At 31.4% G+C, this 25,266-nt stretch carries 23 protein-coding genes; 10 read left to right on the top strand and 13 right to left on the bottom strand.

Translation table 11 applies throughout. The features are described 5' to 3' along the window. Positions 1-105: 105 nt before the first annotated feature. A complete protein-coding gene (locus tag ABD816_RS07690) occupies positions 106-1,551 on the top strand; it encodes a TonB-dependent receptor (protein WP_344926147.1) in 1,446 nt (481 codons plus the stop codon). Between the two features lie 100 nt (positions 1,552-1,651). On the opposite strand, the gene bcp is transcribed toward ABD816_RS07690, so the two are convergent. After that, the gene (gene bcp, locus ABD816_RS07695) at positions 1,652-2,101 is read right to left on the bottom strand and encodes a thioredoxin-dependent thiol peroxidase (RefSeq protein WP_344926150.1); all 450 of its coding nucleotides are present in this window, start codon (positions 2,099-2,101) and stop codon (positions 1,652-1,654) included. A gap of 157 nt (positions 2,102-2,258) precedes the next feature. On the opposite strand from bcp, the gene ABD816_RS07700 reads away from it, so the two are divergent. Beyond that, a complete protein-coding gene (locus tag ABD816_RS07700; RefSeq protein ID WP_344926152.1) occupies positions 2,259-2,909 on the top strand; it encodes an endonuclease III domain-containing protein in 651 nt (216 codons plus the stop codon). 37 nt (positions 2,910-2,946) lie between these two features. Here ABD816_RS07700 and ABD816_RS07705 read toward each other — a convergent pair whose 3' ends face one another. Further along, entirely contained in the window at positions 2,947-3,096 is a 150-nt protein-coding gene (locus tag ABD816_RS07705) for a hypothetical protein (RefSeq protein ID WP_344926153.1), read from the bottom strand. A 74-nt stretch (positions 3,097-3,170) separates the two neighbouring features. After that, the gene (locus ABD816_RS07710; protein WP_344926155.1) at positions 3,171-3,755 is read right to left on the bottom strand and encodes an RNA polymerase sigma factor; all 585 of its coding nucleotides are present in this window, start codon (positions 3,753-3,755) and stop codon (positions 3,171-3,173) included. Positions 3,756-3,989: 234 nt separating this feature from the next. Between ABD816_RS07710 and uvrA the strand changes: the two genes are divergently transcribed. Then, positions 3,990-6,770 (top strand): excinuclease ABC subunit UvrA, encoded by a 2,781-nt coding sequence (gene uvrA, locus ABD816_RS07715; RefSeq protein ID WP_344926157.1) that lies wholly within the window; start codon positions 3,990-3,992, stop codon positions 6,768-6,770. A 94-nt stretch (positions 6,771-6,864) separates the two neighbouring features. On the opposite strand, the gene ABD816_RS07720 is transcribed toward uvrA, so the two are convergent. The 5 genes from ABD816_RS07720 to ABD816_RS07740 form a co-directional block, all read right to left on the bottom strand. Beyond that, positions 6,865-8,535, bottom strand: coding sequence for a T9SS type A sorting domain-containing protein (locus ABD816_RS07720; RefSeq protein ID WP_344926160.1), 1,671 nt, complete (start codon positions 8,533-8,535; stop codon positions 6,865-6,867). Between the two features lie 737 nt (positions 8,536-9,272). Continuing rightward, positions 9,273-10,091: an SDR family NAD(P)-dependent oxidoreductase gene (locus tag ABD816_RS07725; protein ID WP_344926161.1), complete on the bottom strand. Its 819-nt coding sequence runs from the start codon at positions 10,089-10,091 to the stop codon at positions 9,273-9,275. 14 nt (positions 10,092-10,105) lie between these two features. Then, positions 10,106-10,924 carry an SDR family oxidoreductase gene (locus tag ABD816_RS07730; protein ID WP_344926163.1) on the bottom strand — a complete coding sequence of 273 codons (819 nt, stop codon included), beginning with the start codon at positions 10,922-10,924 and terminating at the stop codon, positions 10,106-10,108. Positions 10,925-11,513: 589 nt separating this feature from the next. Beyond that, positions 11,514-13,031 carry an FAD-binding domain-containing protein gene (locus ABD816_RS07735; RefSeq protein WP_344926166.1) on the bottom strand — a complete coding sequence of 506 codons (1,518 nt, stop codon included), beginning with the start codon at positions 13,029-13,031 and terminating at the stop codon, positions 11,514-11,516. 109 nt (positions 13,032-13,140) lie between these two features. Beyond that, positions 13,141-13,470 (bottom strand): hypothetical protein, encoded by a 330-nt coding sequence (locus ABD816_RS07740; RefSeq protein ID WP_344926168.1) that lies wholly within the window; start codon positions 13,468-13,470, stop codon positions 13,141-13,143. Positions 13,471-13,801: 331 nt separating this feature from the next. Here ABD816_RS07740 and ABD816_RS07745 point away from each other — a divergent pair, with 331 nt between their 5' ends. Together ABD816_RS07745 and ABD816_RS07750 are read left to right on the top strand one after the other, a co-directional pair. Beyond that, positions 13,802-14,590 carry an alpha/beta fold hydrolase gene (locus tag ABD816_RS07745; RefSeq protein ID WP_344926170.1) on the top strand — a complete coding sequence of 263 codons (789 nt, stop codon included), beginning with the start codon at positions 13,802-13,804 and terminating at the stop codon, positions 14,588-14,590. Positions 14,591-14,831: 241 nt separating this feature from the next. Further along, on the top strand, positions 14,832-14,999 hold the full coding sequence (locus ABD816_RS07750) for a hypothetical protein (protein WP_344926171.1): 168 nt from the start codon (positions 14,832-14,834) through the stop codon (positions 14,997-14,999). 84 nt (positions 15,000-15,083) lie between these two features. Here ABD816_RS07750 and ABD816_RS07755 read toward each other — a convergent pair whose 3' ends face one another. Further along, positions 15,084-16,937: a glycoside hydrolase family 15 protein gene (locus tag ABD816_RS07755; protein WP_344926172.1), complete on the bottom strand. Its 1,854-nt coding sequence runs from the start codon at positions 16,935-16,937 to the stop codon at positions 15,084-15,086. 103 nt (positions 16,938-17,040) lie between these two features. Next, a complete protein-coding gene (locus ABD816_RS07760) occupies positions 17,041-17,865 on the bottom strand; it encodes a glucose 1-dehydrogenase (protein WP_344926173.1) in 825 nt (274 codons plus the stop codon). A gap of 319 nt (positions 17,866-18,184) precedes the next feature. On the opposite strand from ABD816_RS07760, the gene ABD816_RS07765 reads away from it, so the two are divergent. From ABD816_RS07765 to ABD816_RS07780, 4 genes are all read left to right on the top strand, one after another. Continuing rightward, a complete protein-coding gene (locus ABD816_RS07765) occupies positions 18,185-19,606 on the top strand; it encodes a DASH family cryptochrome (protein WP_344926175.1) in 1,422 nt (473 codons plus the stop codon). 505 nt (positions 19,607-20,111) lie between these two features. Next, positions 20,112-20,492: a hypothetical protein gene (locus tag ABD816_RS07770; RefSeq protein ID WP_344926176.1), complete on the top strand. Its 381-nt coding sequence runs from the start codon at positions 20,112-20,114 to the stop codon at positions 20,490-20,492. An 84-nt stretch (positions 20,493-20,576) separates the two neighbouring features. Then, entirely contained in the window at positions 20,577-21,218 is a 642-nt protein-coding gene (locus ABD816_RS07775; RefSeq protein WP_344926177.1) for a peroxiredoxin-like family protein, read from the top strand. A 505-nt stretch (positions 21,219-21,723) separates the two neighbouring features. Further along, on the top strand, positions 21,724-23,379 hold the full coding sequence (locus ABD816_RS07780) for a tetratricopeptide repeat protein (protein ID WP_344926178.1): 1,656 nt from the start codon (positions 21,724-21,726) through the stop codon (positions 23,377-23,379). Between the two features lie 45 nt (positions 23,380-23,424). On the opposite strand, the gene ABD816_RS07785 is transcribed toward ABD816_RS07780, so the two are convergent. The 3 genes from ABD816_RS07785 to ABD816_RS07795 all read right to left on the bottom strand — a co-directional run bounded on the left by ABD816_RS07785 (position 23,425) and on the right by ABD816_RS07795 (position 25,077). Next, positions 23,425-23,886 (bottom strand): hypothetical protein, encoded by a 462-nt coding sequence (locus ABD816_RS07785; RefSeq protein WP_344926179.1) that lies wholly within the window; start codon positions 23,884-23,886, stop codon positions 23,425-23,427. An 83-nt stretch (positions 23,887-23,969) separates the two neighbouring features. Further along, positions 23,970-24,380, bottom strand: coding sequence for a hypothetical protein (locus ABD816_RS07790; protein ID WP_344926180.1), 411 nt, complete (start codon positions 24,378-24,380; stop codon positions 23,970-23,972). Positions 24,381-24,633: 253 nt separating this feature from the next. Further along, on the bottom strand, positions 24,634-25,077 hold the full coding sequence (locus ABD816_RS07795; protein WP_344926181.1) for an SMI1/KNR4 family protein: 444 nt from the start codon (positions 25,075-25,077) through the stop codon (positions 24,634-24,636). Between the two features lie 70 nt (positions 25,078-25,147). On the opposite strand from ABD816_RS07795, the gene ABD816_RS07800 reads away from it, so the two are divergent. Beyond that, the coding region (locus ABD816_RS07800; RefSeq protein ID WP_344926186.1) for a transposase at positions 25,148-25,266 on the top strand (119 nt) is incomplete at its 3' end.

The raw sequence follows: 25,266 nt of genomic DNA on the forward strand, positions 1-25,266 counted from the left end.
ACTTAAAATACTTCATAAATAAAAATTATACATTTATGATCTACTCCTTTCTTTTTATGGATGGTATTAGTAACTTTACAAGAAACAAAAAAAGCCCACTTCGCTATGCCTATAACAATAATGGGGGATAAAGAGTTTGAATCTGTCCCTTCAATCAAGAGCAAAGCCTTACGTATTAACCTAAATGCTAATATATACGGTACTTTTGCCGAAATCGGTGCCGGTCAGGAAACCGCACGTAACTTCTTTAGAGCTGGAGGTGCCTCTGGTACGATCGCTAAAGCTATGAGTGCTTATGATAAAGACTTCAGTGATGCCATCTATGGAATAGAAAATGATAAACGGTATGTAACTGAGGCTAGATTAAAAAAAATGTTGAAGCATGAAGGTCAACTCATGGAAGACCGCATTGCCAGAGATAAGCATCCTAATAAACTATTTTTTAGTTACGCCAATACTGTAGCAACCATTGATTTTGCAAAAAAATATAAAGGTCATGGCTGGGTTGGAATCAGATATCAAACAAAACCTGATGAAGATTATAACGAAATTATTCTTCATATACGCTTTCATGAAAATGATGCTAAATTACAACAAATGACCTTAGGTGTGTTAGGCGTGAATTTAATTTATGGAGCTTATTATAAGTATGACAATCCTAAAAAACTATTACGTTACTTATATGATCATTTAGACAAAGATCAAATCGAAATTGATACCATTAATTTTTCAGGACCTCGATTTAAAAAAGTAGATAACCGCTTAATGAGTCTGCAGTTAGTTAAAAACGGAATGACCGAAGCCGTAATGTTTGGTCCTGATGGGAATAATGTGCTCCCTGCAAGGATTTTATACAAAAAGAATATTTTAGCTATGCGAGGGAGCTTTAGACCTGTTACTAAAGTAAACATGGATATTTTTGAGAAATCTCATAACATGTTTCTCAATGAAAATAAGGTAGATAAAAATAAAACTGTTGAGATATTTGAAATCACACTATCTAATCTTAGAGCAGAGGGAGAAATTGACGAAGAAGATTTTATGGCTAGAGCCAGATTATTATGTTCTTTAGGACAAACAGTTATGATTTCCAATTTTCAGGAATATTATAAAGTAGTAGAGTATTTCTCTAATTATACTAAAGAGCGAATGGCATTAGCTATGGGTGTTAATAATTTAGTAGATATATTTGATGAAAAATACTACCGTCATCTTAGTGGTGGTATCTTAGAAGCCTTTGGAAAACTATTCTTTAAAGATCTCAAAGTATACTTATATCCATTAAAGGATCCTAAAACAGGAATTTTAACCACTAGTGACAACTTAAAAGTACATCCTAGAATGAAAGAATTATACAAATTCTTCAAGCATAACGGAAAATTACAAGATATCGTGGATTATGATACCTCTATTATGGACATATTTTCCAGAGAAATTTTACAAAAAATACAGCATGCAGAGCCGGGATGGGAAGATATGTTACCAGATCTAATTCCAGAAATGATTAAGGAGAATAATTTCTTTGGTTACAGAGCTACAGAAAAGGTATAATTCTTTTTAAATTATCAAAAAAATCCGATATATCAATTAGATATATCGGATTTTTATTTTGTAGAAATTTGGTACTAATACCAATATTTAACAGAAAACACTATAATATTTGTGCAGCGTGATCTTTGGTTTTTACTTTAGAAATCACGTCAGTAAGTACTCCTTCTTCATTAATAACAAAAGTAGATCTGTGAATACCATCATATTCTTTTCCCATAAATTTCTTAGGTCCCCAAACACCAAAAGCCTCAATAACTTTCTTGTCTTCATCAGCTAATAATGGATAAGGCAATTCATATTTATTTTTGAAATTTTGCTGACGTTTAGCACTATCGGCGCTAACACCCAGAATCTCATACCCTTGTGATTGAAATGTGTGATAATTATCTTTTAGATTACACGCTTCTGCAGTGCATCCTGGCGTACTCGCTTTAGGATAGAAAAAAACAACGAGTTTTTTACCCTTAAAATCAGATAAAGTAACGGTATTTCCATCTTGATCTAATGCTGAAAAATTTGGTGCCTTATCTCCTACTTTTAGTGTTGTCATTATTATATGTGCTATAAATTAAAAAATATATTCTTCTGAAATAAAATTAACTCAAAAAATAAGATCACAAATAGATTTTATCAAAAAATTAAGCTTTGTTGCACTATTATAAAAACTATGATAATTCATATTTTAGCTTAAAAATTTAGTGATACACATGACTAAGCAAGAAAAAGTAGACTTCACAGTTAATAAATTACAAGAATTATATCCAGAAATTCCAATTCCACTAGACCATAAAGATCCATATACACTATTAATCGCCGTATTATTGAGTGCACAATGCACGGATGTAAGAGTAAATTTAATTACTCCCTTATTATTTGCCCGCGCAGATAATCCTTATGATATGGTGAAATTAACAGTTGAAGAAATCAAAGAAATAATCAGACCAGTTGGTTTAAGTCCTATGAAATCAAAAGGCATTTATGGACTTTCAAAAATACTGATAGAAAAACATCAAGGTAAGGTGCCTAAAAGTTTTGAGCACCTGGAAGAACTACCTGCTGTCGGACATAAAACAGCAAGTGTGGTGATGTCGCAAGCTTTTGGTGTACCGGCGTTTCCCGTAGACACACATATTCATCGATTAATGTATCGATGGGGATTCACTAATGGCAAAAGTGTCATGCAGACCGAAAAAGATGCCAAACGACTATTTAAAAAAGAATTATGGAATGATCTACATTTACAGATCATATGGTATGGACGCGAATATTCACCTGCCAGAGGATGGGATCTGGAAAAAGATATCATAACAAAAACAATCGGAAGAAAAACTGTGCTTAAAGCGTATTATAAAAAGTAAAAGACCTATCTAAATGATAGGTCTTTTACTATAGAATTTAATTTAGAAGCGCTTCAAACTTCATGTTTTTATAATCTATAACACTTAAAGCTTTAGAATAGTTCAACAAGAAATCAATTGTATTTTTTCCTGGTACTAATTGTTGTTCTTCTCCTTTATGAAAAGATTTAAAGTAAAATTTTGCCATATTATTAAAATTGGATTATAAGTTAAATATAATCAAATAACGGAGCAAAATGCACTTTATTGCATAAAGAAATGTTAATTAGTTAGAACAATGTTGTTTTTTTCAATAACCTTTCTGAGGTTAATCAATGCATATCTCATACGTCCTAAGGCTGTATTAATACTAACACCAGTTTTGTCTGATATTTCCTTAAAACTCATATCTCTATACATACGCATTACTAATACCTCTTTTTGATCTTCTGGTAATTCCTGAATTAGATTACGTAAATCCACCTCTACCTGTTCTTGTATTAGTTTCTTTTCTGCGTTTAGATCACCATCACTTATAACAGAAAAAATACTAAATTCTCCATTATCTTCAAATTTTGGCATTCTATTTCCTTTTCGGAAATGATCAATAACTAAATTATGCGCTATACGCATGACCCAAGGTAAAAATTTACCTTCTTCATTATATTTGCCTAATTTTAGTGTTCTGATCACTTTTATAAATGTATCCTGAAAAATATCTTCAGAAACATCACGGTCAAAAACCTTAGAATATATAAAACTGTAAATACGTTGTTTGTGACGTTCTATTAGTGTAGATAAGGCGCTTTCTTCACCTTGTATATAACTATTAACTAAAACAGCATCAGATAGCGTGTAATTTTTCATACCTTCTTTAATTTAGTACCAACAAGCTTGGGGCTCGTGCTATGTTAAACTTAAAAGTAATGGTATGCTATAGGCTTTTTCGTTTTGTTTTGGTTATTAATCTGGGTGCAATATAATAACTAAAGTTGAAAAACAAGCATTTTTTGTTAATTTTTTTAACTCGACTTTCAATCTCAAACCGTTATAAAACTTCTTAACTAATCATTATATTTGCCCTTATACCTCATATTTACTATGATTCAAGATATTAAAAACTTAGACCCTAAACATAATATATTAATTAAGGGAGCTACCCTTCACAACCTCAAAAATTTAGATGTTGCTATCCCAAGAAATAAATTAGTAGTCATTACAGGATTATCAGGTTCTGGTAAATCCAGTCTTGCTTTTGACACCCTATATGCAGAAGGTCAACGCAGATATGTAGAAAGTCTTTCATCATATGCTCGTCAATTTCTGGGACGGCTCAATAAACCAAAGGTAGAATATATAAAAGGTATTGCTCCTGCTATTGCTATAGAACAAAAAGTAAACTCAACAAACCCAAGATCTACTGTAGGCACTTCAACAGAAATTTATGACTATTTAAAGTTATTATATGCCAGAATAGGAGTCACCTACTCCCCTGTCTCGGGAAATATTGTAAAAAAAGACACTGTTACTGATGTAGTAAATTATATAAAGACTTTTGATGAAGGAGAAAAACTTTTATTGCTTGCTCCTGTGTTTGTTGAAAAAGGACGTACCATAGAAGAAAAATTAAAGGTATTACAACAACAAGGTTATGCTCGTGTAAAAATAAATAATACTGTCAGCAGAATTGAGGATACAAAAATTAAGAAGAAGGATGAAGTATTACTGGTGATTGACAGGATCATAAAAAAAGATGATGAAGATTTTTATAACCGATTAGCAGATGCAATAGGTTCTGCCTATTTTGAAGGTAAAGGAACTTGCTTTGTAGAAACGCTTGCAGACGCTAATAGCAGACAATTCAGCAATAAATTTGAGTTGGATGGCATTACCTTTTTGGAACCTAATGTACATTTGTTCAGTTTTAATAATCCTTATGGAGCGTGTCCTGAATGCGAAGGATATGGCGATGTCATTGGTATTGATAAAGACCTCGTGATACCTAACACATCTCTTAGCGTTTATGAAGGTGCAGTTTTTCCATGGAAAGGAGATACTATGAGTTGGTATAAAGATCAATTGGTAAATAGTGCTTACAAATTTGATTTCCCTATTCATAAACCTTATTTCGAACTATCAGAAAAAGACAAAGAACTCCTTTGGCACGGTAATCAACATTTTGAAGGGATCAACAACTTTTTTATAGACTTAGAATCTAAGGCCTACAAAATACAAAACCGAGTAATGCTTTCACGATACCGTGGAAAAACAAAATGTACTACCTGTAAAGGAAAACGATTACGACCAGAGACTAATTACATTAAAATTGGAGATGCTACACTTTCTGAGCTAGTAGAAAAACCATTAGATGAACTTGCTTTATTTTTTAAAAATTTAACGCTTAATGAATATGATGCACAGATTGCTAAACGACTTTTAAAAGAGATCAATAACAGATTAGCTTTTCTGGGAAATGTGGGATTACAATACCTTACACTAAACAGAAAGTCGAATACTTTATCCGGAGGAGAATCTCAACGCATTAATCTTGCAACTTCGCTAGGCAGTAGTTTAGTCGGTTCTATGTATATTCTTGACGAACCAAGTATAGGTTTGCACCCAAAAGATACAGAAAAACTGATTTCCGTTTTAAAATCTTTAAGAGATCTGGGGAATACTGTGATCGTAGTTGAACATGATGAAGATATCATGAAAGCAGCTGATGAAGTAATCGATATTGGTCCTGAAGCAGGTACCCATGGAGGGAATCTCGTTGCTCAAGGCACCTATAAAGAATTATTAAAATCCGATTCGCTTACCGCAAAATACCTTAACGGAACTATGGAAATCAAAGTTCCCGACATAAGAAAAACATCTAAATATTTTCTGGAAATTTTTGGAGCCAGAGAAAACAATTTAAAAAATATTGACATTAAAATTCCGCTAGGTATTTTCACAGCAATTACTGGAGTTTCTGGTAGTGGAAAAAGTACTTTAGTGCGTAAAATTGTATATCCGGCAATCTTAAAAGAATTAGGAGGCTATGGAGAAAAAGCAGGTGAATACACAGAGATAAAAGGAAATTATAGTAATATAAAACATGTAGAATTTGTAGATCAAAATCCAATAGGACGCTCATCAAGATCCAATCCTGTTACCTATATTAAAGCATATGATGATATCCGTGCTTTATTTGCAAATCAAAAATTATCCAATATCCGAAACTATCAATCTAAACATTTTTCTTTTAATGTAGATGGCGGGCGATGTGAAACCTGCAAGGGTGAAGGCGAAGTTACAATCGAAATGCAATTTATGGCAGATGTGCATCTGGAATGTGAAACCTGCAAAGGAAAGCGTTTTAAAAAGGATGTGCTAGAAGTAACTTTTGCTGATAAAAATATCGATGATATATTAACGATGACCATTGATACTGCAGTCGCTTTTTTTGAAGAAAACAATCAAGCAAAAATCCGAAGAAAATTAAAACCACTACAAGATGTAGGGTTAGGTTATGTGCAATTAGGACAAAGCTCCTCTACCCTATCTGGAGGAGAAGCACAACGTATCAAACTTGCTTCTTTTCTGGTAAAAGGAAATACTAAAGACAAAGCACTTTTTATTTTTGATGAACCTACCACAGGTCTACATTTTCATGACATCAAAAAATTATTAAAATCCTTTAATGAGCTTATTGAAAAAGGACATTCGATTTTGGTGATTGAACATAATCTCGATTTAGTAAAATGTGCGGATTATGTGATTGATTTAGGATTAGAAGGTGGAAAAAACGGTGGTCATATTATAGCCAAAGGAACTCCGGAAGAAGTAGCAAAAAACAAAAAATCATATACTGGTCAGTATCTTAAAGAGAAAGTATAATATCTGGCGCGGAACTAAATTATTATGAATAAATCAGCGTAAAGCTTTTATCTATAATACTGTTTCCTAATTTTATTGTAGCTAATATTAAAACCTATTCCTTTAGCAAAGAATATACCTTAGATTGACTTTCGTCTGTTATGTTTACAAAATACATGCCTGGCGTAAGATGTTCTATATTAAGTGTTAGATTTTGATTATTAAATTTAGTGTTTAAGCGTAATGCGCCAGTCATATCAAAAATACGAATGTGATAGGCTATAGATTGTAAATTATCAATGTGTAGAACACGTTTTGCAGGATTAGGGTATACCTCTACTGTAAGCGACTCTTCTTCTATTATATCTTGAATATTTAATGTTGCTCCAAACTCAACAGCTCCCATATCTACAGTAGTATCAAAAATTCTGTCTGATCCCAAGAAATCCTTTTCATCAACTGGTATTCCTGTATTATCACCCGCATTGATAACTGGTGAACTTGCGTTTGGTGTAAAATCAGCAGATGTGTCAAGGTCTGGAGCAACAGATAATCCGTTAGGATTTGTTCCTACATTCGCTAAATCAAAACCAGACGCCATTCCGTTTACTAAGTTATATTCTACTACAGGAATATCTCCACCAAAAAAATTTGAAATCCCAAACATGTTAGAAGAAGAGTCAGAGTTAGGTTCAAAAATGATATTATTAGTGATTGAACAGTTCTGAGTTATCTGCACGCTAATTCCTGATCGATCCCCTCCTGTGTCAGGTCTGTCAGCTCCGTTTTCATAAAATGTATTATTACGCACAATGCTATTAATCACTGTTCCATTATTTCCACCAAATACCAAACCGTTCTCGGCATTAAAGTAAGACAAATTATTAGTCATTGTAATATTTAGCGTCTCTCCTGCTTGTTCTCTTCCTATAGAAAAACCCTGACCATTTTGATAACTTCTATTACCATAAATTTCTACATTTGCACCTCCGTCTACATAAATACCTGCTGGTTCAAAAAGTCCGGAAACCGAAGAAGGTCTTCTACAATTAAATACCGTATTTTCTACTACTTCTCCATTTCTAGCCTGATCCGTGCCAGAAGTAGCTACACCAAAACCTCCTGCAATGTCGATACCAATATTAGTGCAATTTGATATTGTGTTGCCTTGTACTAAAAACTGATCTACGTTACCGTTTAGCGTAAGAGCCTCACTGTTTCCAGTAATTATATTATTCAAATTAGTATTAGTTACATTAACGTTAGTCACTGTATTAGCGGTTCTACCAGTTATCAGAATTCCGTGTGCTTGACCAGTACCAGAAGGATTACTTGCCGGATCTGCCGTATTATCAGACGACCAGCCTATATCCTGCAAGGTACAAGAGTCAATAAATATATTCTGTAATGGAGCATCATTAAATGTAGCAGTAGTTACATAAATTCCTTTTGCTCCCTGAACAAAATTATTTTCAAACGTTACGTTTTCAATCCTGATATTACTTTCGCTCAAAACAGAAAGTAAGGCAAAATCTAATCCAGCAGTTGTATCTGGCACTCCCAATCCAGAAATGGTTCCTCCTCTTATGATAATAGGATTTGCTTCAGTTCCTGATCTATTAACAATAAATCGACCAAATATGGTTCCACTAATTAGTATGGTACTGTCAGCCATTGTATCATCCAACGCAGCTTGTAATTCTGCAGCTGTTGTTACCGTAATTTGCGCTTTTACTGTACATACTGTTATAATAAACAATGATAAGCTTAAGAAGAAAGTTTTCATTTTTAAAATTTTATATTTAATCGAAACTAAAAATAAGAATTAAATATTATTTAACCATTCTTTTTTCATAAAAATCTTTCATTGAAGCCTTTTTATTGATAAATACGTCTGACTTATAAGTCAAAAAATAAACAAATCACCTATGTATTCATCCTACGAAACAAATACGTTTCAGAAGGAGGACGATTAATCATCAATATGACAAATATTGACAATAAAAATCCACCTATCTTTTAAAAATAGTAGTTTTTGTGATTTGTATTTTTTGTTTAGAAAACTAATTTTATACTAATTAAGTAATCACATATAAGTTCTGATTACTATTAATGTACGCGAGTCTTAAACCATTCTTCCGGATTATTTTTAATAAACTCAGTTCGTTCCAGACCGAACATGGTTATTAATTGCTCTTCGGAGTAATCTTCATTTAGTTTACGACATCTAGAATAGATATAAGGATCTGAGTATTTTGTATACTTTTTATTTTTCTTAAATAGAAGTTTAAAAATAGTTTGCATAATCTCTAAAAATTTTTCTTTGATTAAAGATCTGAATTTGTGATTTTTTTTTTGAATCCTATACGTTTAAAATTTAATCGAAATACGCTTACATCCTTTAGATTATATAAGCACGTTTTCTATTGTAATATACACCAAATTGAAATCGGTATTACGATCGAAACGTAATACCGATTTTAAAATAGTAGACTATCGTATTCCAATTTAGTAAATAGAAATTTATCCAAAAGCAGATTCTACTGCACCTCCATCAATGCGAACGTTTGTGCCATTCACATATGATGCATGCTCTGAGCATAAAAAAGCGACTACAGAAGCAACTTCTTCTGGTTTACCTCTGCGTTCCATCGCAATATGAGGTCGCTTATTTTTCACAAACCACTTCACGGCTTCATCTACAGAAATATCTTTTTCTTCTGCTAAATCTTCCATCATAGCATCTGTCATAGGTGTCTCTATATAAGCAGGAGAAATACAATTAAAAAGTATATTTTCTTTTGAATATGCTCTGGACAGACATTTTGATAGGTTAATAATACCAGCTTTACAGGCATTGTAAGGACTTTCTTCTTCGTATGGTTGAAAAGCGTTCTCAGAAGCAACAAGAATCATTCGCCCCCAGTTCAGTTTTTGCATCTGCGGGATGAATGCTCTACAAACTCTTACGGCTCCCATAAGATCAATCTCTATAGTTTCTTTCCAATCTTCATCAGTAAGTGTCAGAAAGTCTCCGGCAGCACCTCTGGCTCCCGCAGAATGAAAGATAATATGAGCACCACCAAATTCTTTTTCTATATAATCCGCAAGCGCAATAACCTCTTGATTTTTAGAAATATCAGCTGCTTTGGTTAATACTTTAGCTCCGTCAGCACATTCTTTTTCTACTTCTTCTTTGGCTTTTTCTAAATCACTACCGCCCTCTTTATCACTTAAAATGACGTGTACACCTTCTCTTACTAAGAACTTAGCAGTTTCAATTCCAATTCCCGAATCACCACCAGTGATTAAGGCTGTTTTACCTTTAATTTTTAAATTCATACTATTATTTTTAATTAGCCATTTGTTGTAAATCCCGGATAGCAGGTCATTCCTCCATCCACAAAAATTGTAGTTCCATTTATATATTCTGATTCATCTGAGGCTAACCAGCTTGCTACGCTACCTATTTCTTCTGGTTCTGCCATTTCTTTATATGGGATTAAATCCATTAATTTTTCTAGTTGATCAGGATTTTTCCATACATCCTTATTAATATCAGTTTTTGTTGCTCCCGGCGCAATACTATTGCATCGTATTTTGTAAGGAGCATATCCCTGACAAATACTTTGCATAAGCATAGAAATTGCTCCTTTAGACGCTGCATAATTAGCATGTCCTGCCCAAGGAATGACTTCGTGAACTGAGCTTACGTGAATGATTTTTCCTGCGGATCTGGAAACACCTTTTCTTATTCCTACGGATAGAAATTCCTGCAACGCTGACTTTGCACATAAAAATTGCCCAGTTAAATTCACCGCAATTACTTGATTCCATTGTTCTAAGGTCATTTTATGAAGAGGAGCATCATTTTGCATCCCGGCATTAGGCACACAAATATCAATATTTCCAAAATGATTCTTTGTCGTTTTAAATAACCTCAGAACTTCTTCTTCTTTACTAATATCTGCTTGACATACAATTACTTTTCCGCTATCTTTATACTGTTCTATGTTATTAGCCGTTTCCTCAGCGGATTGTTTATCTTTATTATAATTTATAATAACATTGGCTCCTTCTTTTGCTATCGATTCTGCGATTGCCTTACCGATTCCAGAACTAGAACCTGTTACGATACAAGTCTGATTAATTAAACGTTGATTTGGTTTTTGCATGTAAATTTATTTAAGTAAATACTCAGGTTTATAACCTTGCTTTAGAAATTCTGGATATACAAAATTTCTATTATTTAATTCAATTTCAACCTATTTCACAACCACATTTTACTACATTGTCTTATCTGCTATCTTGATTAAATAGGAATTAGAAAATCTTTTTTATAGAAATTCTGAAATCCTATTATTCTTATAATTCCAAGGCATCTATTTCAATAAAATTTAACTGAAGTCTATAAATCTCTGACGATAAATTGTCTAAGACTTTATATTTTGAAAGATATTTTACTTTCAAAAATTTCAGTCAAAAGTGTTTCTGTTTTTAACTAATCAGAAGGCTTTCCTCTGGGAAACATTGTAGATCATCATTAAGATTCATCTAATGAATGAACGATTGAAATGTGATTGGTATCTTTTTAATAAAATTGCTAATCCGAAGTTCGATTAATTCTTTAAAAGAAAGGTGCTCAAAAGAATAGGTCCTTAATCCGAATGATAAGTGAATATTTTATTAAGTCTTTTTAAGAGTGTTTAAGTATAATTCTTATTGTGAGTTGAATCAATTAATTAAAATACTACCATTGATTAACTATTTTTCTTTCTTTCTATTTTTAGTCTTTGATTTTTTTCTGGAACCGTGTTTTTTATATACTGCATCTGCAATTTCTCTATATCCTTCAGTTTTTCTTATAGCGTATATTTTTTGTCTCATTTCAGCAGAACTTATTTTATAATCTACGATATTAGGAGGATAATTACCTAAAGTTTCTTCTTTATGAAGGATTATTTGTTCAGAAGAATATTTTTTTAATTCTGGAACAAACTTTTTGATAAAAATGGTGTCCGGATCTTGGTCTATTATTTGTTTATTAGGATTATAAATTCGTACAGTATTGATTCCAACAACGCTGGCTTGCATTTGTAATTGACTAAGATGAATACCAGGTTCATAATCTGTATACATCTTTGCCATAGGACAATTGATATCTTTCCAACTGATCTGTAGTGTATGACATGCAAAAGATGTAATCATAGCTCTCATTCTAAAATTGATAAATCCTGTTTCATTTAAACATCTTATACTTGCATCTACCATTGGGAAACCTGTATTTCCATTTTGCCAGGCACTTAGAAGTTTAGGATCTGCGTTGTATTCGAGCTTTTCATAAGCTAAATTTATTGCTTCAAACTCCATAGAGGGCTCTGTTTCTAGCCGTTGTATAAAATGATCTCTCCAATGTAATCTTGATAAAAAAGATCGTAAAGACATTCTCCATTTACCAGCATTTTTAACACCTGCCTCCATTTGAAGCTTCAGCTCTTCCATTCGTTCTAGTGTTTTTTGGTAAATAGTTCGGCTAGTTATCGTTCCGTACGCTAAATGAACTGATGTACGTGAACCCGCTTGAAAAGCGGTTAAAGGTGAAGATATCCCTCCCCGGTAAGCAAGCCCTCTCTCATGTAAGAAACTATCTAGATCATTAAAAGCATCTTTTTCACTTACCTTCTGCATAGATTCTTTTTGAATTGAACTTAAAGAAAAACCTAATGATTCTAAGGTTAAAGAATCTGTCCGTGTTTCGAACTTATACCATTCAGGTATTACTATACAATTCGATAATTTCTTTGGAATGGGAATTAATTTTTCAAAAGTAAATTCTTTCCAATATGTATGCCGTGTATCCCGATTACTTAAATTTCGAAATACAGCGGTTTGTAATGGTTCTTTAAAATCTATTTCTTTTTTTTGACACCAGTTTCTTACTGCGATATCTCTTTGATAGGTTCTGAAGGTTCCAGTTTCCTGATGCGCATATATCTTATTAAATCTAAATGAAGCATGTAGTTTTTCGAATGTTTCTATGACTTCCCCTCTTATAATTAATAATTCACCTCCTTTACTCTGTAATACTTTTTTAAAGGAAAATAACGCCTCCAATAAAGCTTGTACATGAAATGCAGATGTATCGGAAGATTCTAAAAATGAATCTTCCATTATAAATACGGGAGTGACCTTATTACTATCTATTAGTGATTGGTGTAAAGCTGGATTATCAAAAAGTCTAAAATCTTTCTTAAGCCAATAAAGGGTATGACTATCATTCATAGTAAATTTTAATTTAAATAAATTGGCTTATATGATCAGATGATTCAATTTTGGTTTTATCTAATATATGGCACCCATGTCATAAGATGGAATACTATGACGTGAGTAGTTAATCTGTGAAAATATTTTCTTTATTAGAAAAATTAGAGGTAGGTATTTTATTAAAAAAATCTGACAATTCAAGATTACCTGTAGGACCATACCCTATTAAAAGTGTACCTTTCAAATTATTATTTGTTTCTAAAACATATAATATAGACATATCCGAAGGATTACTCATCCCTTCAAAACGGTGTTCTGCTACTACAAAAATTTGCTCTGGAGAAAATGCTTTTTTACTTGCATTTTCTACTAAACACTCTTTTTCATATCGAAAGGAACAAGTATATCCTTTTTGCTCATATGCTGTGATTATATCTTTTTCGCTTTTTTCGTTCATCTTATTCTGTTTTATTTCATTAGAAATTTAAGAATTCAACAATTTTCTAAAGTGCTTTATTACTAAAATTCTTGCCTTAAATCTTTTTGAACTCTACTCTCTATCTATAAAGCGCATAATAGAATTGATACCATAATTTATACTTAGAAGGGTTTATATAAATTTTATATTAAAATTAATCATTGTTGACCATTTTAGAAAAATGAAGTTAAAAATTATATCATTCTAGCTAAAATCCTTCATAGTTACCTACTAGTTTTATAACCATTGTAATGCTTAGTTAAAGCTTGTTTTTATATTATTTTATATATCATCACTAAAAAAGGTTACTATGACGTCGAATAATCAAGAAAAAAAGTCATCTATAGATAATCCAATTGAAATCGTAGGCAATGGAAAGAAGATTATTGTGTTTATTCACCATTTTGGAGGAACTAAAGATAGTTGGAAGTGGCTCACTAATAAAATAGACAAAGATTTTCGATGTATACTTATCACTCTTCCTGGTTTTGGAAATACAGATAGATTAAAAAAAATATGTATGGAAGAATTTGCTATTTTCATCAATGATACTATTCGTTCTCTAAATTTAAATAAATATATTCTGTGCGGACACTCCATGGGTGCTAAATTAGCTTTGTATGCTGCATCGCTAAACAAATCCCATAAACCAGAGAAAATAATACTCATCGCACCATCTCCCCCTACTATGGAGTATATGACTAAAGAAGAAAAAGATCGAATGTTAATTCATCCAAATATCACCATAGCAACCGAAACTGTTAAGAAATCTACGATTAAAAAATTATCTAAAAGAAAGTTTAATTTTGCTATATCGTCACAGCTACAAGTAGAAGAGGATACTTGGAAATGGTGGTTAGAAACAGGAATGAATAAAAATATTGTTACTAGTATTTCATCTTTAAAAATTCCTTCGTACGTAATTTGCTCATCTAAAGATCCGGTAATTGATATGAATGTAATTTATAATTATACAATCCCGTATGTATATAAGCCTAGTATTTTTATATTAACTAGTGTTGGGCATTTAATTCCGTTAGAAATTCCTGGAAAGCTTGCAAAACATATTACCAGAGTAATAAATATGACTGAAACGTAAATCGTTCAAGATAAAGGATACAATTAATGGTAATAGGATTGATAAGCAGTATAAAAAAATTCTAATTCTTTGTCATTATAACAAACTCTAACACAATATTTTAATTATTTATAATGTATGGTAAGTGATTCCTATAATTTAAGATCCTTATATTTATCTAGAGCGCTCATTAATATCATTTGAGTTCATAAATCCGTTTAATAAAAGGTACATTTAATAGTAATAATTAAATATTTAGGATATGACTGATAAAAAGAAAACTCAAAAAAATAACGGTTCAGAGAAAAAAGGAGTAGTCGGAAAAATGAATACTGACTCATCAGCAACTAATAAAATCAAAACTTCAGAACAGCATCAAGATAGTGATAAAGGCATTGTTGGAAAAATGAATAACGACACTGGAAAATAGTTTATTATTTTATGAAATAATAAGGTCTCTATGTCTTAATAAGTTTTTTATCATTATCAATTTATTAGGGTATTATTAATTGGTCTAAAAGAGATCGTATGTGGTAATAACATTAAAAGTTGCGTCTTTTTGGTTTCTATTTAATGAAAATGCGGCACTAATTAATCCTAAATGACTAAATGCTTGAGGAAAGTTTCCTAAAAAACTTCCATCTGCATCAATTTCTTCAGAAAATAACCCTAGATGATTACTATAGTTCATTATTTTCTGAAAATAATAGGAAGCTTTTTCTAATTGTCCTGCTCTGGATAAACATTCTACATACCAGAATGCACCAATTAAGAAAGTTCCTTCATCATTATCATCTGATTTTGGATTTGTATCATTCATATTTCTATAAATAAGAACATCTGTCATCAGCTTTTTTTCAATAGCTTCCATCGTCAAACTCCATCTCGAATCATATGGGCTTATCATTCTTACAAGAGGCATTATCATTAGTGAGATATCTAAACTACTTGCGTTTTTAAAATGTACATATGATTGAAGCTTTTTATCCCAAAAATTATTATAAACATCATCAAAAATTTGATCTCTTGTGGGTATCCATCGCTCTCTATCAAAAGGGAAAGAATGCTTTAATGCAAGTCGAATTGCTCGATCTATAGCTACCCAACACATCACTCTTGAATACAAATAACTTCGTTTAGTTTCTCTGACTTCCCAAATTCCGTGATCAGGCTGGTCCCATTTTCCTATAACGATTTCAATTAATTGTTGAATTAATTGCCAAAACTCATAAGAAATCGATTCGCCGTATTTATCAAACAGGTAAATAGTATCCAACAATTCACCGTATATATCAAGCTGTAATTGATTAGTCGCCTCATTTCCTATCCTTACTGGGTCTGACTTTTTGTAGCCTTCAAAATTTTCGAGTGTGGATTCTTCTAAATCTCTATTACCATTAGTTCTATACATTATTTGTAATTCTACTCCATCTGCAAGATCTTGTTTAAGCCTGTTTTTAATCCATATTATAAATCTGGAAGCTTCCTCCAGGAAACCCAAACGAATGAAAGCATACATCGTAAATGATGCATCTCTAACCCAGGCATATCGATAATCCCAGTTTTTATCTCCTCCTAACGTTTCTGGTAAAGAAAATGTAGGTGCTGCTATTGACACTCCGTGCTCTGAGGACGTTAGCAGCTTAAGTAATAATGCCGATCTATCTACTTCAACTTTCCAGTTACCTTGATATGTGGATTTTTTAATCCAATGCTGCCAGTATTTAACCGTCTTACGTAGCTTCTTTCTTGAGGATTTTATGAAATTATTAGAGTTATCGGATTTACTATCCAATATTTCTCCTATTCTAAAAATTGCAGTTTTACCTTCTTTTAAACTAAAGGATGTAATTAGATTACTTTTTGTATCACTTATTTCAATATTACTGATTACTTGCAGTGATTCAATTTTTGTATCATCACAATTAAAAATTGCTTCATGTTTACTATCGGATGAGATTGTATGATTACTTCTACCATAATTTAGCTTAGGTATTAGTTCAAAGGAAAAATCAATGGTACCTCTTATACATTTTACGATTCGGATATACTCATTTGGGAATTCACTTTCATCGTCAAATGGCATAAAGTCAATAATATCTACTACCGCACGTGTTGCTATAAAACGAGTAAGCAATACATTAGTTTGATCTATATAATTTTGATGTATTTGATAATCATCGCCTTTAGGCTGTGTATTAAAATATCCTCCAGCATCGCGGTCGAGAAGTTTAGCAAAAACAGAAGGTGAATCAAAATGTGGAAAACAAAAAAAATCGATCGAACCTGTTTTATTAATTAGCACAGTAGTTTTCCCGTTTCCTATAATTCCATAATCTTTAATAGGACTATAAATTTTGTTTTCCATAATTCATTTTTGATACTATTGTTTATATATAAAATTACCCAGCACTTATATTATTCGTAAAAAGTGCCGGGATATGATCTTAATTAAGGTCTTTAGCAATGCGTTAACCACCCACAACGGTTCCACCATTAATATGAATAACTTGTCCTGAAATGTATGTTGAATCTTCTGAAGCCAAAAATACATATGCAGGTGCAATTTCTGATGGATGTCCTGGTCTTCCCAATGGAGTATCCTCACCAAAATCTTTTACATCACCCATTGTTGCAGGAATTAAAGGTGTAAGTATAGGCCCTGGAGCTACCGCATTTACCAATATATTTTTTTCTGCCAATTGTGCTGACAACGCTCTGGTAAATGAAGCAATTGCCCCTTTGGTAGCTGAGTAATCTACCATCATCTCATGCCCTTTATAGGCTGTTACTGAAGTCGTATTAATTATTCTTGCCCCTTCCTTAAGATGTTTCATTGCTAATTTTGTTAGATAGATCATGGATACAATATTAAGATCAAATGTCTGCTGCATCTCACTAAAAGTGATATCTTGAAGATCTTTATTAGGATATTGAGTAGCCGCGTTGTTAACTAAAATATCAATTGAACCAAGCGCTTCAATAGTCTGATCAATTAATCTTTCACAATAATCATTATCGACTAAATCTCCTTTTATAAGAATACAATTCTGCCCCTCTGCTTCTACCAATTCTTTTGTCTTTTTTGCATCAACATCTTCATTAAGATATGCAATTACTACATCAGCTCCTTCTCTAGCAAAATGAACTGCAACTGCTCTGCCAATACCACTATCTCCCCCTGTGATTAATGCTTTCTTTCCTTTTAATTTGTCGCTACCTTTGTACGTTTCTTTAATCGTCTCCGGTGTTCTCTCCATTTTTTCCTGAATACCAGGTCTTTCCATTGTGTTCATAGTTTTTTTTTTAGTTAATTTTCTTGTCTAAAAGTACCTAAGAACTAAAATGTTTATTTGTGGTATCAGATGAAATATTATCTCAAAGGATAAGAAATCATTTAATAATCGAATATTATAAAAATACCAGAAAAAGATATTTTCAATAAACATGCTTTCTCTAAACTCTATTTAACCAGCGTTTTTAAAGTTTTCTTTATCTACTACTTGTTTTATTGAGTTAAATTTATGTGGATACAGACAAAACCAGGAATAAAAAGTTATAGATCTTTATAAAAGATAATTCATCTCCAGAATCCAAATACATCAAATTTAACTTATGGATGAACACGTTTTATTATGGTTCAAAAATGACCTTAGATTACACGATAACGAATCGTTGATAAAATCAATTAAAAGCGGTAAGCGAATAATACCTGTTTTCTGTTTTGACCCTCGACAATTTGATACTATATCCTTAGGTTTTCCCAAAGCAGACCTAGTGCGGATTGAATTTCTATTTCAATCAGTTCTAGATCTAAGAAAAAATCTAAAAAAAATTGGTGGTAATCTTTTAATTCTAACTGGCAAACCAGAAGATTTATTATCAGAATTAGTACATAGATATAATTGCAAAACTGTATTTGCAGAAAAAGAATTTGCAACAGAAGAACTTCATTTAATTGAGTCTATTGAAGAAAATTTTAATAATGAGTGTAACTTCAATTTTTCCTGGGGACGTACGCTTTATCATATTAATGACATACCTTTCTCTATCGATACTATTCCACGTACCTCAAAAGCATATAGAATTAAAACTCAAAAGGAGACTAAAATTAGACCAGTTTTCCCTACTCCTGATAAGATTTCTGTTGTAGAAATTGACATTGATGAGTGGGGCAAACTTCCTGTAGTTACTAAAATTGGAAGTAACAGAGAAAAAAATTATTCTCTTACTTACGTTGAAGGAGGCGAATCAAAAGCTTTAGAAAGATTATCCTATTATTTATTCGAATCAGAATCGCTCACTAACTATCGCTGGACTAGAAATCGATCTCTTGGATTAGATGATAGTTCTAAATTTTCGGCATATCTGGCTCTTGGCTGTATATCGCCAAGAAAAATTTATGAGGAAATCAAAATATATGAAAGAGATATAAAAAAAAATCAAAGTACCTGGTGGATGGTATTCGAAATAGTATGGAGAGATTATTTTACTTTTAAACTTATGCGTTTTCAAAATGCAGTCTATCACACCGCTGGATTTTCTAAGAAAAAATTAGAATTTAATAACGATAAGTCATTATTCAGAAGGTGGTGTGAAGGAAGAACTGGTATTCCCTTTGTGGATGCCCACATGCGTCAGCTAAATGAAACAGGTTATATGAGTAACAGAGGTCGTGTTAATTGTTCTTGTTTTTTAATTCACGATTATCTTGTTGATTGGACTTGGGGAGCCGCTTACTTTGAATCCAAATTAATTGACTACGATGTTGCTGCTAACTGGATGAATTGGCATACACAAGCTTATGAAACCTGGTATACAAATCCTATTCATCAAGGCCATAAATACAAGGAATATAATTTTGTAAAAAAATGGATTCCTGAACTAGAAAATTTATCAGAACCACTTGTCTTAATACCTTGGATGCTTACAGATAAAAAGAAGAATTCATTATCATATCCAGTTCCTGCTAAGATCATGTCTAAATGGAATAGATCAATCAATAGAATACAAAAGGAAATTTTAGAAAAAAAATAATATTAATTTTGTTAATATAATAAGAAGTCGATTTTCAGTTATTTTAGAATACTTTTATAGCTTGGATTTTCTTATAAGGTTATTAATGTCAACAGCTTAAGCACATTTAAAACTATCAATAGAACAGACTACACAACATTAAATTGTCTTACATCAATTACAAGCTAAATAAATGAGTGATCAAATTTACAGGAAATGTCAAAAATGTGGTACAATGAATTTAAATCAAGACTATTGTGTACAATGTGGTGCCATAGTCAATACCACTCTGAAAAGAAAAATAGAACGCGAAAAATTAATAAAAAAGAAAGCGAGTTTACAAGCTCAAAATAAAAAAAACAAAGTATCGTCTTTTATTGAAAGATCACAAACTCATCCAAATGTTATAATTCGATATACCGCGAAATTCTTATATTCTATTTGGTTACTAGTAATAGCAATAGGATCTCTTATTGCTTTCATAATTGGATATATCGCAGCTTAAAGAATTAAAAACTAACGAGTAATGCTAGTAATTAGAAATCTTCAAAGATTATACTTTCCGGTTTTTGGCATCCTCGCGATTGCAATATATGGGTTACAATCGATTCAATATCCTCTGCACCCAATATTAAATAATTATGTAAACGACTTTTTATGTATACCGATCGTACTTTGGGTTTGCTTAAAAATTATTAGATATCTTAAGGGAAATAGTTCATTACAAATACCATTAGCATTACAGGTAACCGTTACTATTATTTTTTGTCTTTACTTTGAATACTATTTACCCATTAATAATAACAGATATACTAGTGATTTTTATGATGTAATCTTATACTTTTCTGGAATGTTTTTTTTCTACTTTATGGAAAGCACTATTTATTTTAAAGAAGAATGTTACTAATAACTTTAACAAAATGATAATATTTATTGCTGTAATGTAAGCCTATTACCTCCGCCTAATATAGTAGAATTTTAAAACAAAAACATGTCTCTTACACAGCAATTAAAAGAAAAAGCAGCATTATCAGTTAATAAACATCCAGAAAATATCCGTGAAGTAATGAATAAGGCTATCCAAGAATTAGCAGATAGTCAACTTATTCCTAAAGCTTTAAAAACAGGTGATACCATACCAAAAATAATACTCCCAAATGCTTCTAATAAACTCGTTTCAGTACAAGAATTACTTCTGGATAACAAAGTAATTCTTTCATTTTACAGAGGAGGTTGGTGTCCTTATTGCAATCTAGAATTACGTGCATTGCAAAATTCGCAAGAAAAGTTCAAAAAACTAGGAGCTATTCTTGTAGCGATAAGCCCTGAAACTCCGGATAATTCACTCTCTACTTTAGAGAAAAACAATCTTAGTTTTGAAATATTATCTGATGTAGATAATGTAATATCAAGTGCCTTTAATCTCACGTTTACTTTACCAAAAGATTTAGTAGAAATATATAACAACTTTGGTATCAATCTAGAACAAAGTAATGGTAATAAGAAAAACCAATTACCAATTGCTGCTACTTATATTATTGACCAAAATGGAACTATTATATATGATTTCATAAAAGAAGATTATAAAGAAAGAGCGGATCCTGATAAAATAATTAAAAACTTAACTAAATAATAGTTAACTATATGCTATTTGTTGTAGGTATTGTAAAATAGACTACCTCGACCTAAGGTTGTGAAATTTCAACACAAAACCGCTATACTATAAAAAGCTGAAAACAATAGTATTTTATACTGATGCTATACGCCACACTGGAATCAGAGTCTCAAGGAATTCTATTGATAAATGGATGAAACATCTTATAAATTTTTTAACAACCTACTAAATAAATTACATCTCAATAATAGCTGTGATATTAAAATTAATAGAAATGACCAAGTCTATAAAAATCGAAACAAAAAAATAGAAAATAATGTTAGTTTGGTTAGTTTAGTAAATCCCATTGCTATTTTAGGAATGGGATTTATTCTTTCTAACCACGATTTATTTTAGTATCATTTTTATGTTTCCTAATTTAGCATATAATTGATCTTAGCAGCTTTTCTTCAATAAGAAATACGAATACCACTTTTAGAATATTGCTAACAGAAAAAATTGATTATTTCAGATATTTTATACAATGCAAAAGCTCTTTACCGTACTGTTATTAGTTTCCTATATTATCTCAGCTACCGTAAATGCTCAGACAATAACAGATACTACGATAGTAGTAAAAAGCACCTCTCTTAGCCTTTCTGTTGATAGTATTCCTTTGTACAAGCAATTATCAGTAAAGGCTTATAAAAAAGGTGATTTCCAAAGTTATAAGAAGTATTGTGACGCAGTTTTAGAAATCGCAAGAAAAAATAACTTAGAAGAATTAAGAATTCAATGCCTCATAAATCTTGGTATTTATCATAGTAATTTAAATCAAAGTGACTTAGCGCTAGAAATGTATCTGGAAGCCTCTAACGCACTGGAGTCATTACCAGAAAACAGAGTTGCTAAAATGACAATTTTAGTTAACATAGGTAACTTATATAATTCTATAGGCGATTATAAAAAAGCGAGAACATCTATGCTAAAGATTATAAAACTTGCCGAACATCAAGAACAATCCGAGCCATATTTAATTGCAGCTTATTCAGCATTAGGAAATACAGCAATGTTAACTAAAAAGTATACGGAAGCATTAGTATATTATAATAAAGTAAACAACCTGGCTACTAAAATAGGACGTACTGATTTCTTAATAACATCACTCAATAATACAGCTGATTGTTATTTAAAATTAGAGGAATACAAAACGGCAATTAAAATTGGTAATAAGGCTTTATTACTAATCACATCAGAGGATTCTGTTGAAAATAAAGCTCATGTATTGTTGGTTATAGGAGGTGCTCATAGTAAATTAAAAAAACCTTTGGACGCACTTCCATTTTTAAAAGAAGCAAAAAAAATTGCTATCAAAGGAGGTTTTTTAAAAATACAAATGGATGCGCATAAGTATCTTGCTGATATATATGAATCCATAGGGAATATAGAAAATTCTCTGGAAGAACAAAAAGGATATACGGCTATTAGAGAAATATATCTTACAACATTATCAAAAGCGCAAAGACTAGAAATTAAAAACGAATCTGAGAATAAATCAACCCTTATTTCCACTCAAAAAGATAAACTTGCTTTCCTTAATAAAGAAAAACAGATCTACACTCTACTAGGAACTATTCTAATTTTGTCAATAGCTATTATATCTTTTATCTTCCTCAAAAAACGTAAGAAATTAAAAAATCAATCAGAACTATTAAAAGAAGATAAAAAGTTACTAAAAAATGAAAATGAAGTGCTAAAAGATAAACTTAATGCACTTGCTCTAAAAATTCAAAAACAAAAAGCTTCTAAAAAAAATACTGAATCAGTATACAAAGCTTCTTCATTATCCATAGAAGATCAAAAAAAACATATGCAACGGATTTTGAATTTTATGGAAGAAGAAAAGCCATATCTGGATCATGAGATCAAACAATCAGATATAGCAAATGATCTATCCATAAGTGTTCATCTTTTCTCAGAAATTTTAAACTCCTGTTTTCAGAAAAATTTTAATAATTTTATTAATCTGTATCGTGTAAACGAAGCTAAACAATTGATGAAAGAACCTACCTATAGAAACTACAAAGTATTAGCCATAGGGTATGAAGCTGGTTTTCCTAGTAAAACATCATTCAATAGAGTTTTTAAAAATCTTGTAGGGCTTACCCCAACAGAATACAGAAAAAAAATTGCATCATAGCATATACTTTTTTTAATCAAATTATTTTTTAAAAATTAGTGAATTTTAATTCTGTACTATATTTTTAAACAATATTCCTTCTTTTCTATAGATCAATACTGTAATTTGTGCTTCTTCCCATATGTATATTTCTGGTTGACTTTTGACCTCCCACTCTTCTTTTCGATGTTTTATGATTTGATTTTGCCAGCTCCCATTATAGGTTATATCCATTTTGATCAACCCTTTTGTCCATTGATCTACCTCTGCAGGGTTTACCTTTACAGCATATTTATAGTTCCAGGAGGATGCACCAGGAATGGACATTCTATTGTTAGAAAAACCATTCACATTAAATAATTCAAATTCTGAATCATAAATTTCTGTAGGTACTTTGATCACTGTTTTCAATATAGTGATTCTCTCTTCTTTCGTTTTATAAGTGTTGCTATCAAGTATCGTCACATTTTTAGGTTGTAACTTACAACCAACCAACAATGTTATGAATATTAGAGAAATATATTTCATGATATAGAATAGTTTACATTAATTCAGAAGATGAGAATCCTAGAGTAAACATACTTTATTTTTTCTATTCTAAATAGTTGTACCTATAAACTATCTTCTAATAATTTTTGCAATGTCTTTGCTCTTGATTCTGTTTGACCAATATTAGTAATAGGTTTATGATCAAGAATAATTGTTTTATCCGACATAGTACACCATTTATTAGGGCTACTGATACCTTGCTCATTTTTAATTATTATTTTTTCTAGTCCTTCTTGCACCGCTTCTTTGCCCATCTCATCTGCGCAAATACTTTCTAAAGCAGCAAGTACTGGTTCAAAATAAACTTTAGTCCAGCAGTCATCATATAAATGACTCTTACCATCCAATGTGAGACTCTCCCATTGCACTTCAAATTCCAGATTTTTACTGGCTGTTTTATTTATTTTTTTTACCAACTCTTGATACGTAGTTTCCTGATACGATTTCAATACTCTTTTTTCTGCTAACCCCATACTTCTATTTTTTAAATATATGTTTTATATAATTACAAAACTAAAAATGATCTTATTTGCGATTTTAGTTTTGTAATCTTTGTTGTATAAGACAAATTTATCCTTTGTTATTAGAAAAAAAGTTCCAATTTATAATTTGGAACCTGTTAGTCTAAAAATATGTATTTCACTATGTCCATATCAGTAAAATAATTATATCAGGCTTTCATTATTACTTTACCAAACCACATCATTACTTATATAGATATATAAATTATTTTTTTAATAGTTGATTAACTGTAAAGGATTGAGAAACTGGTAACTGATCCTTAATATTAAAAAACTCATCAAATTGCTTTTTAGGAGTTGTTTTATAATACCAAAGTAAACTTGCTATAAATGAGCTAAGATCAGGGCTAATCACCTGCCTATCATCATAATCATGCCAAAACTCAATAATTTGGCCTGTTTCCTTTGTAAAAACACCTTTTAAATCATAACAAATATAACTACCACCTCCATTAGAAAATATCGGTATCCAATGTGCATTCCACCAATTTTCTATCTTAAAATCATATCCGATCATTCTTGTTAATTCTTTATTTCCTTCTAATGCATTATGTAACGACTCGAACATCGAATTGTTTACAAACGCTTCATATGAATCTTGCTGCTGACCATTTTTCCATTGGTAAAAAAGCTTAAGATCATCCGGCAACTCAATAGAGTACTATAATACTCCCCATTTTTAAGACAGCTATTTAAATTGTAAATTTAACGCTGTACATATGAAAAAATCGAGAAGAAAATTTAGTTCTGCATTCAAAGCAAAGGTTGCTTTGGAAGCTATCAAAGATCAACTTACTCTGCAGGAAATCGCCTCAAAGTTTGACATTCATCCTTCCCA

This window comes from Aquimarina addita (assembly GCF_039539305.1).
Classification (GTDB): Bacteria; Bacteroidota; Bacteroidia; order Flavobacteriales; family Flavobacteriaceae; genus Aquimarina; species Aquimarina addita.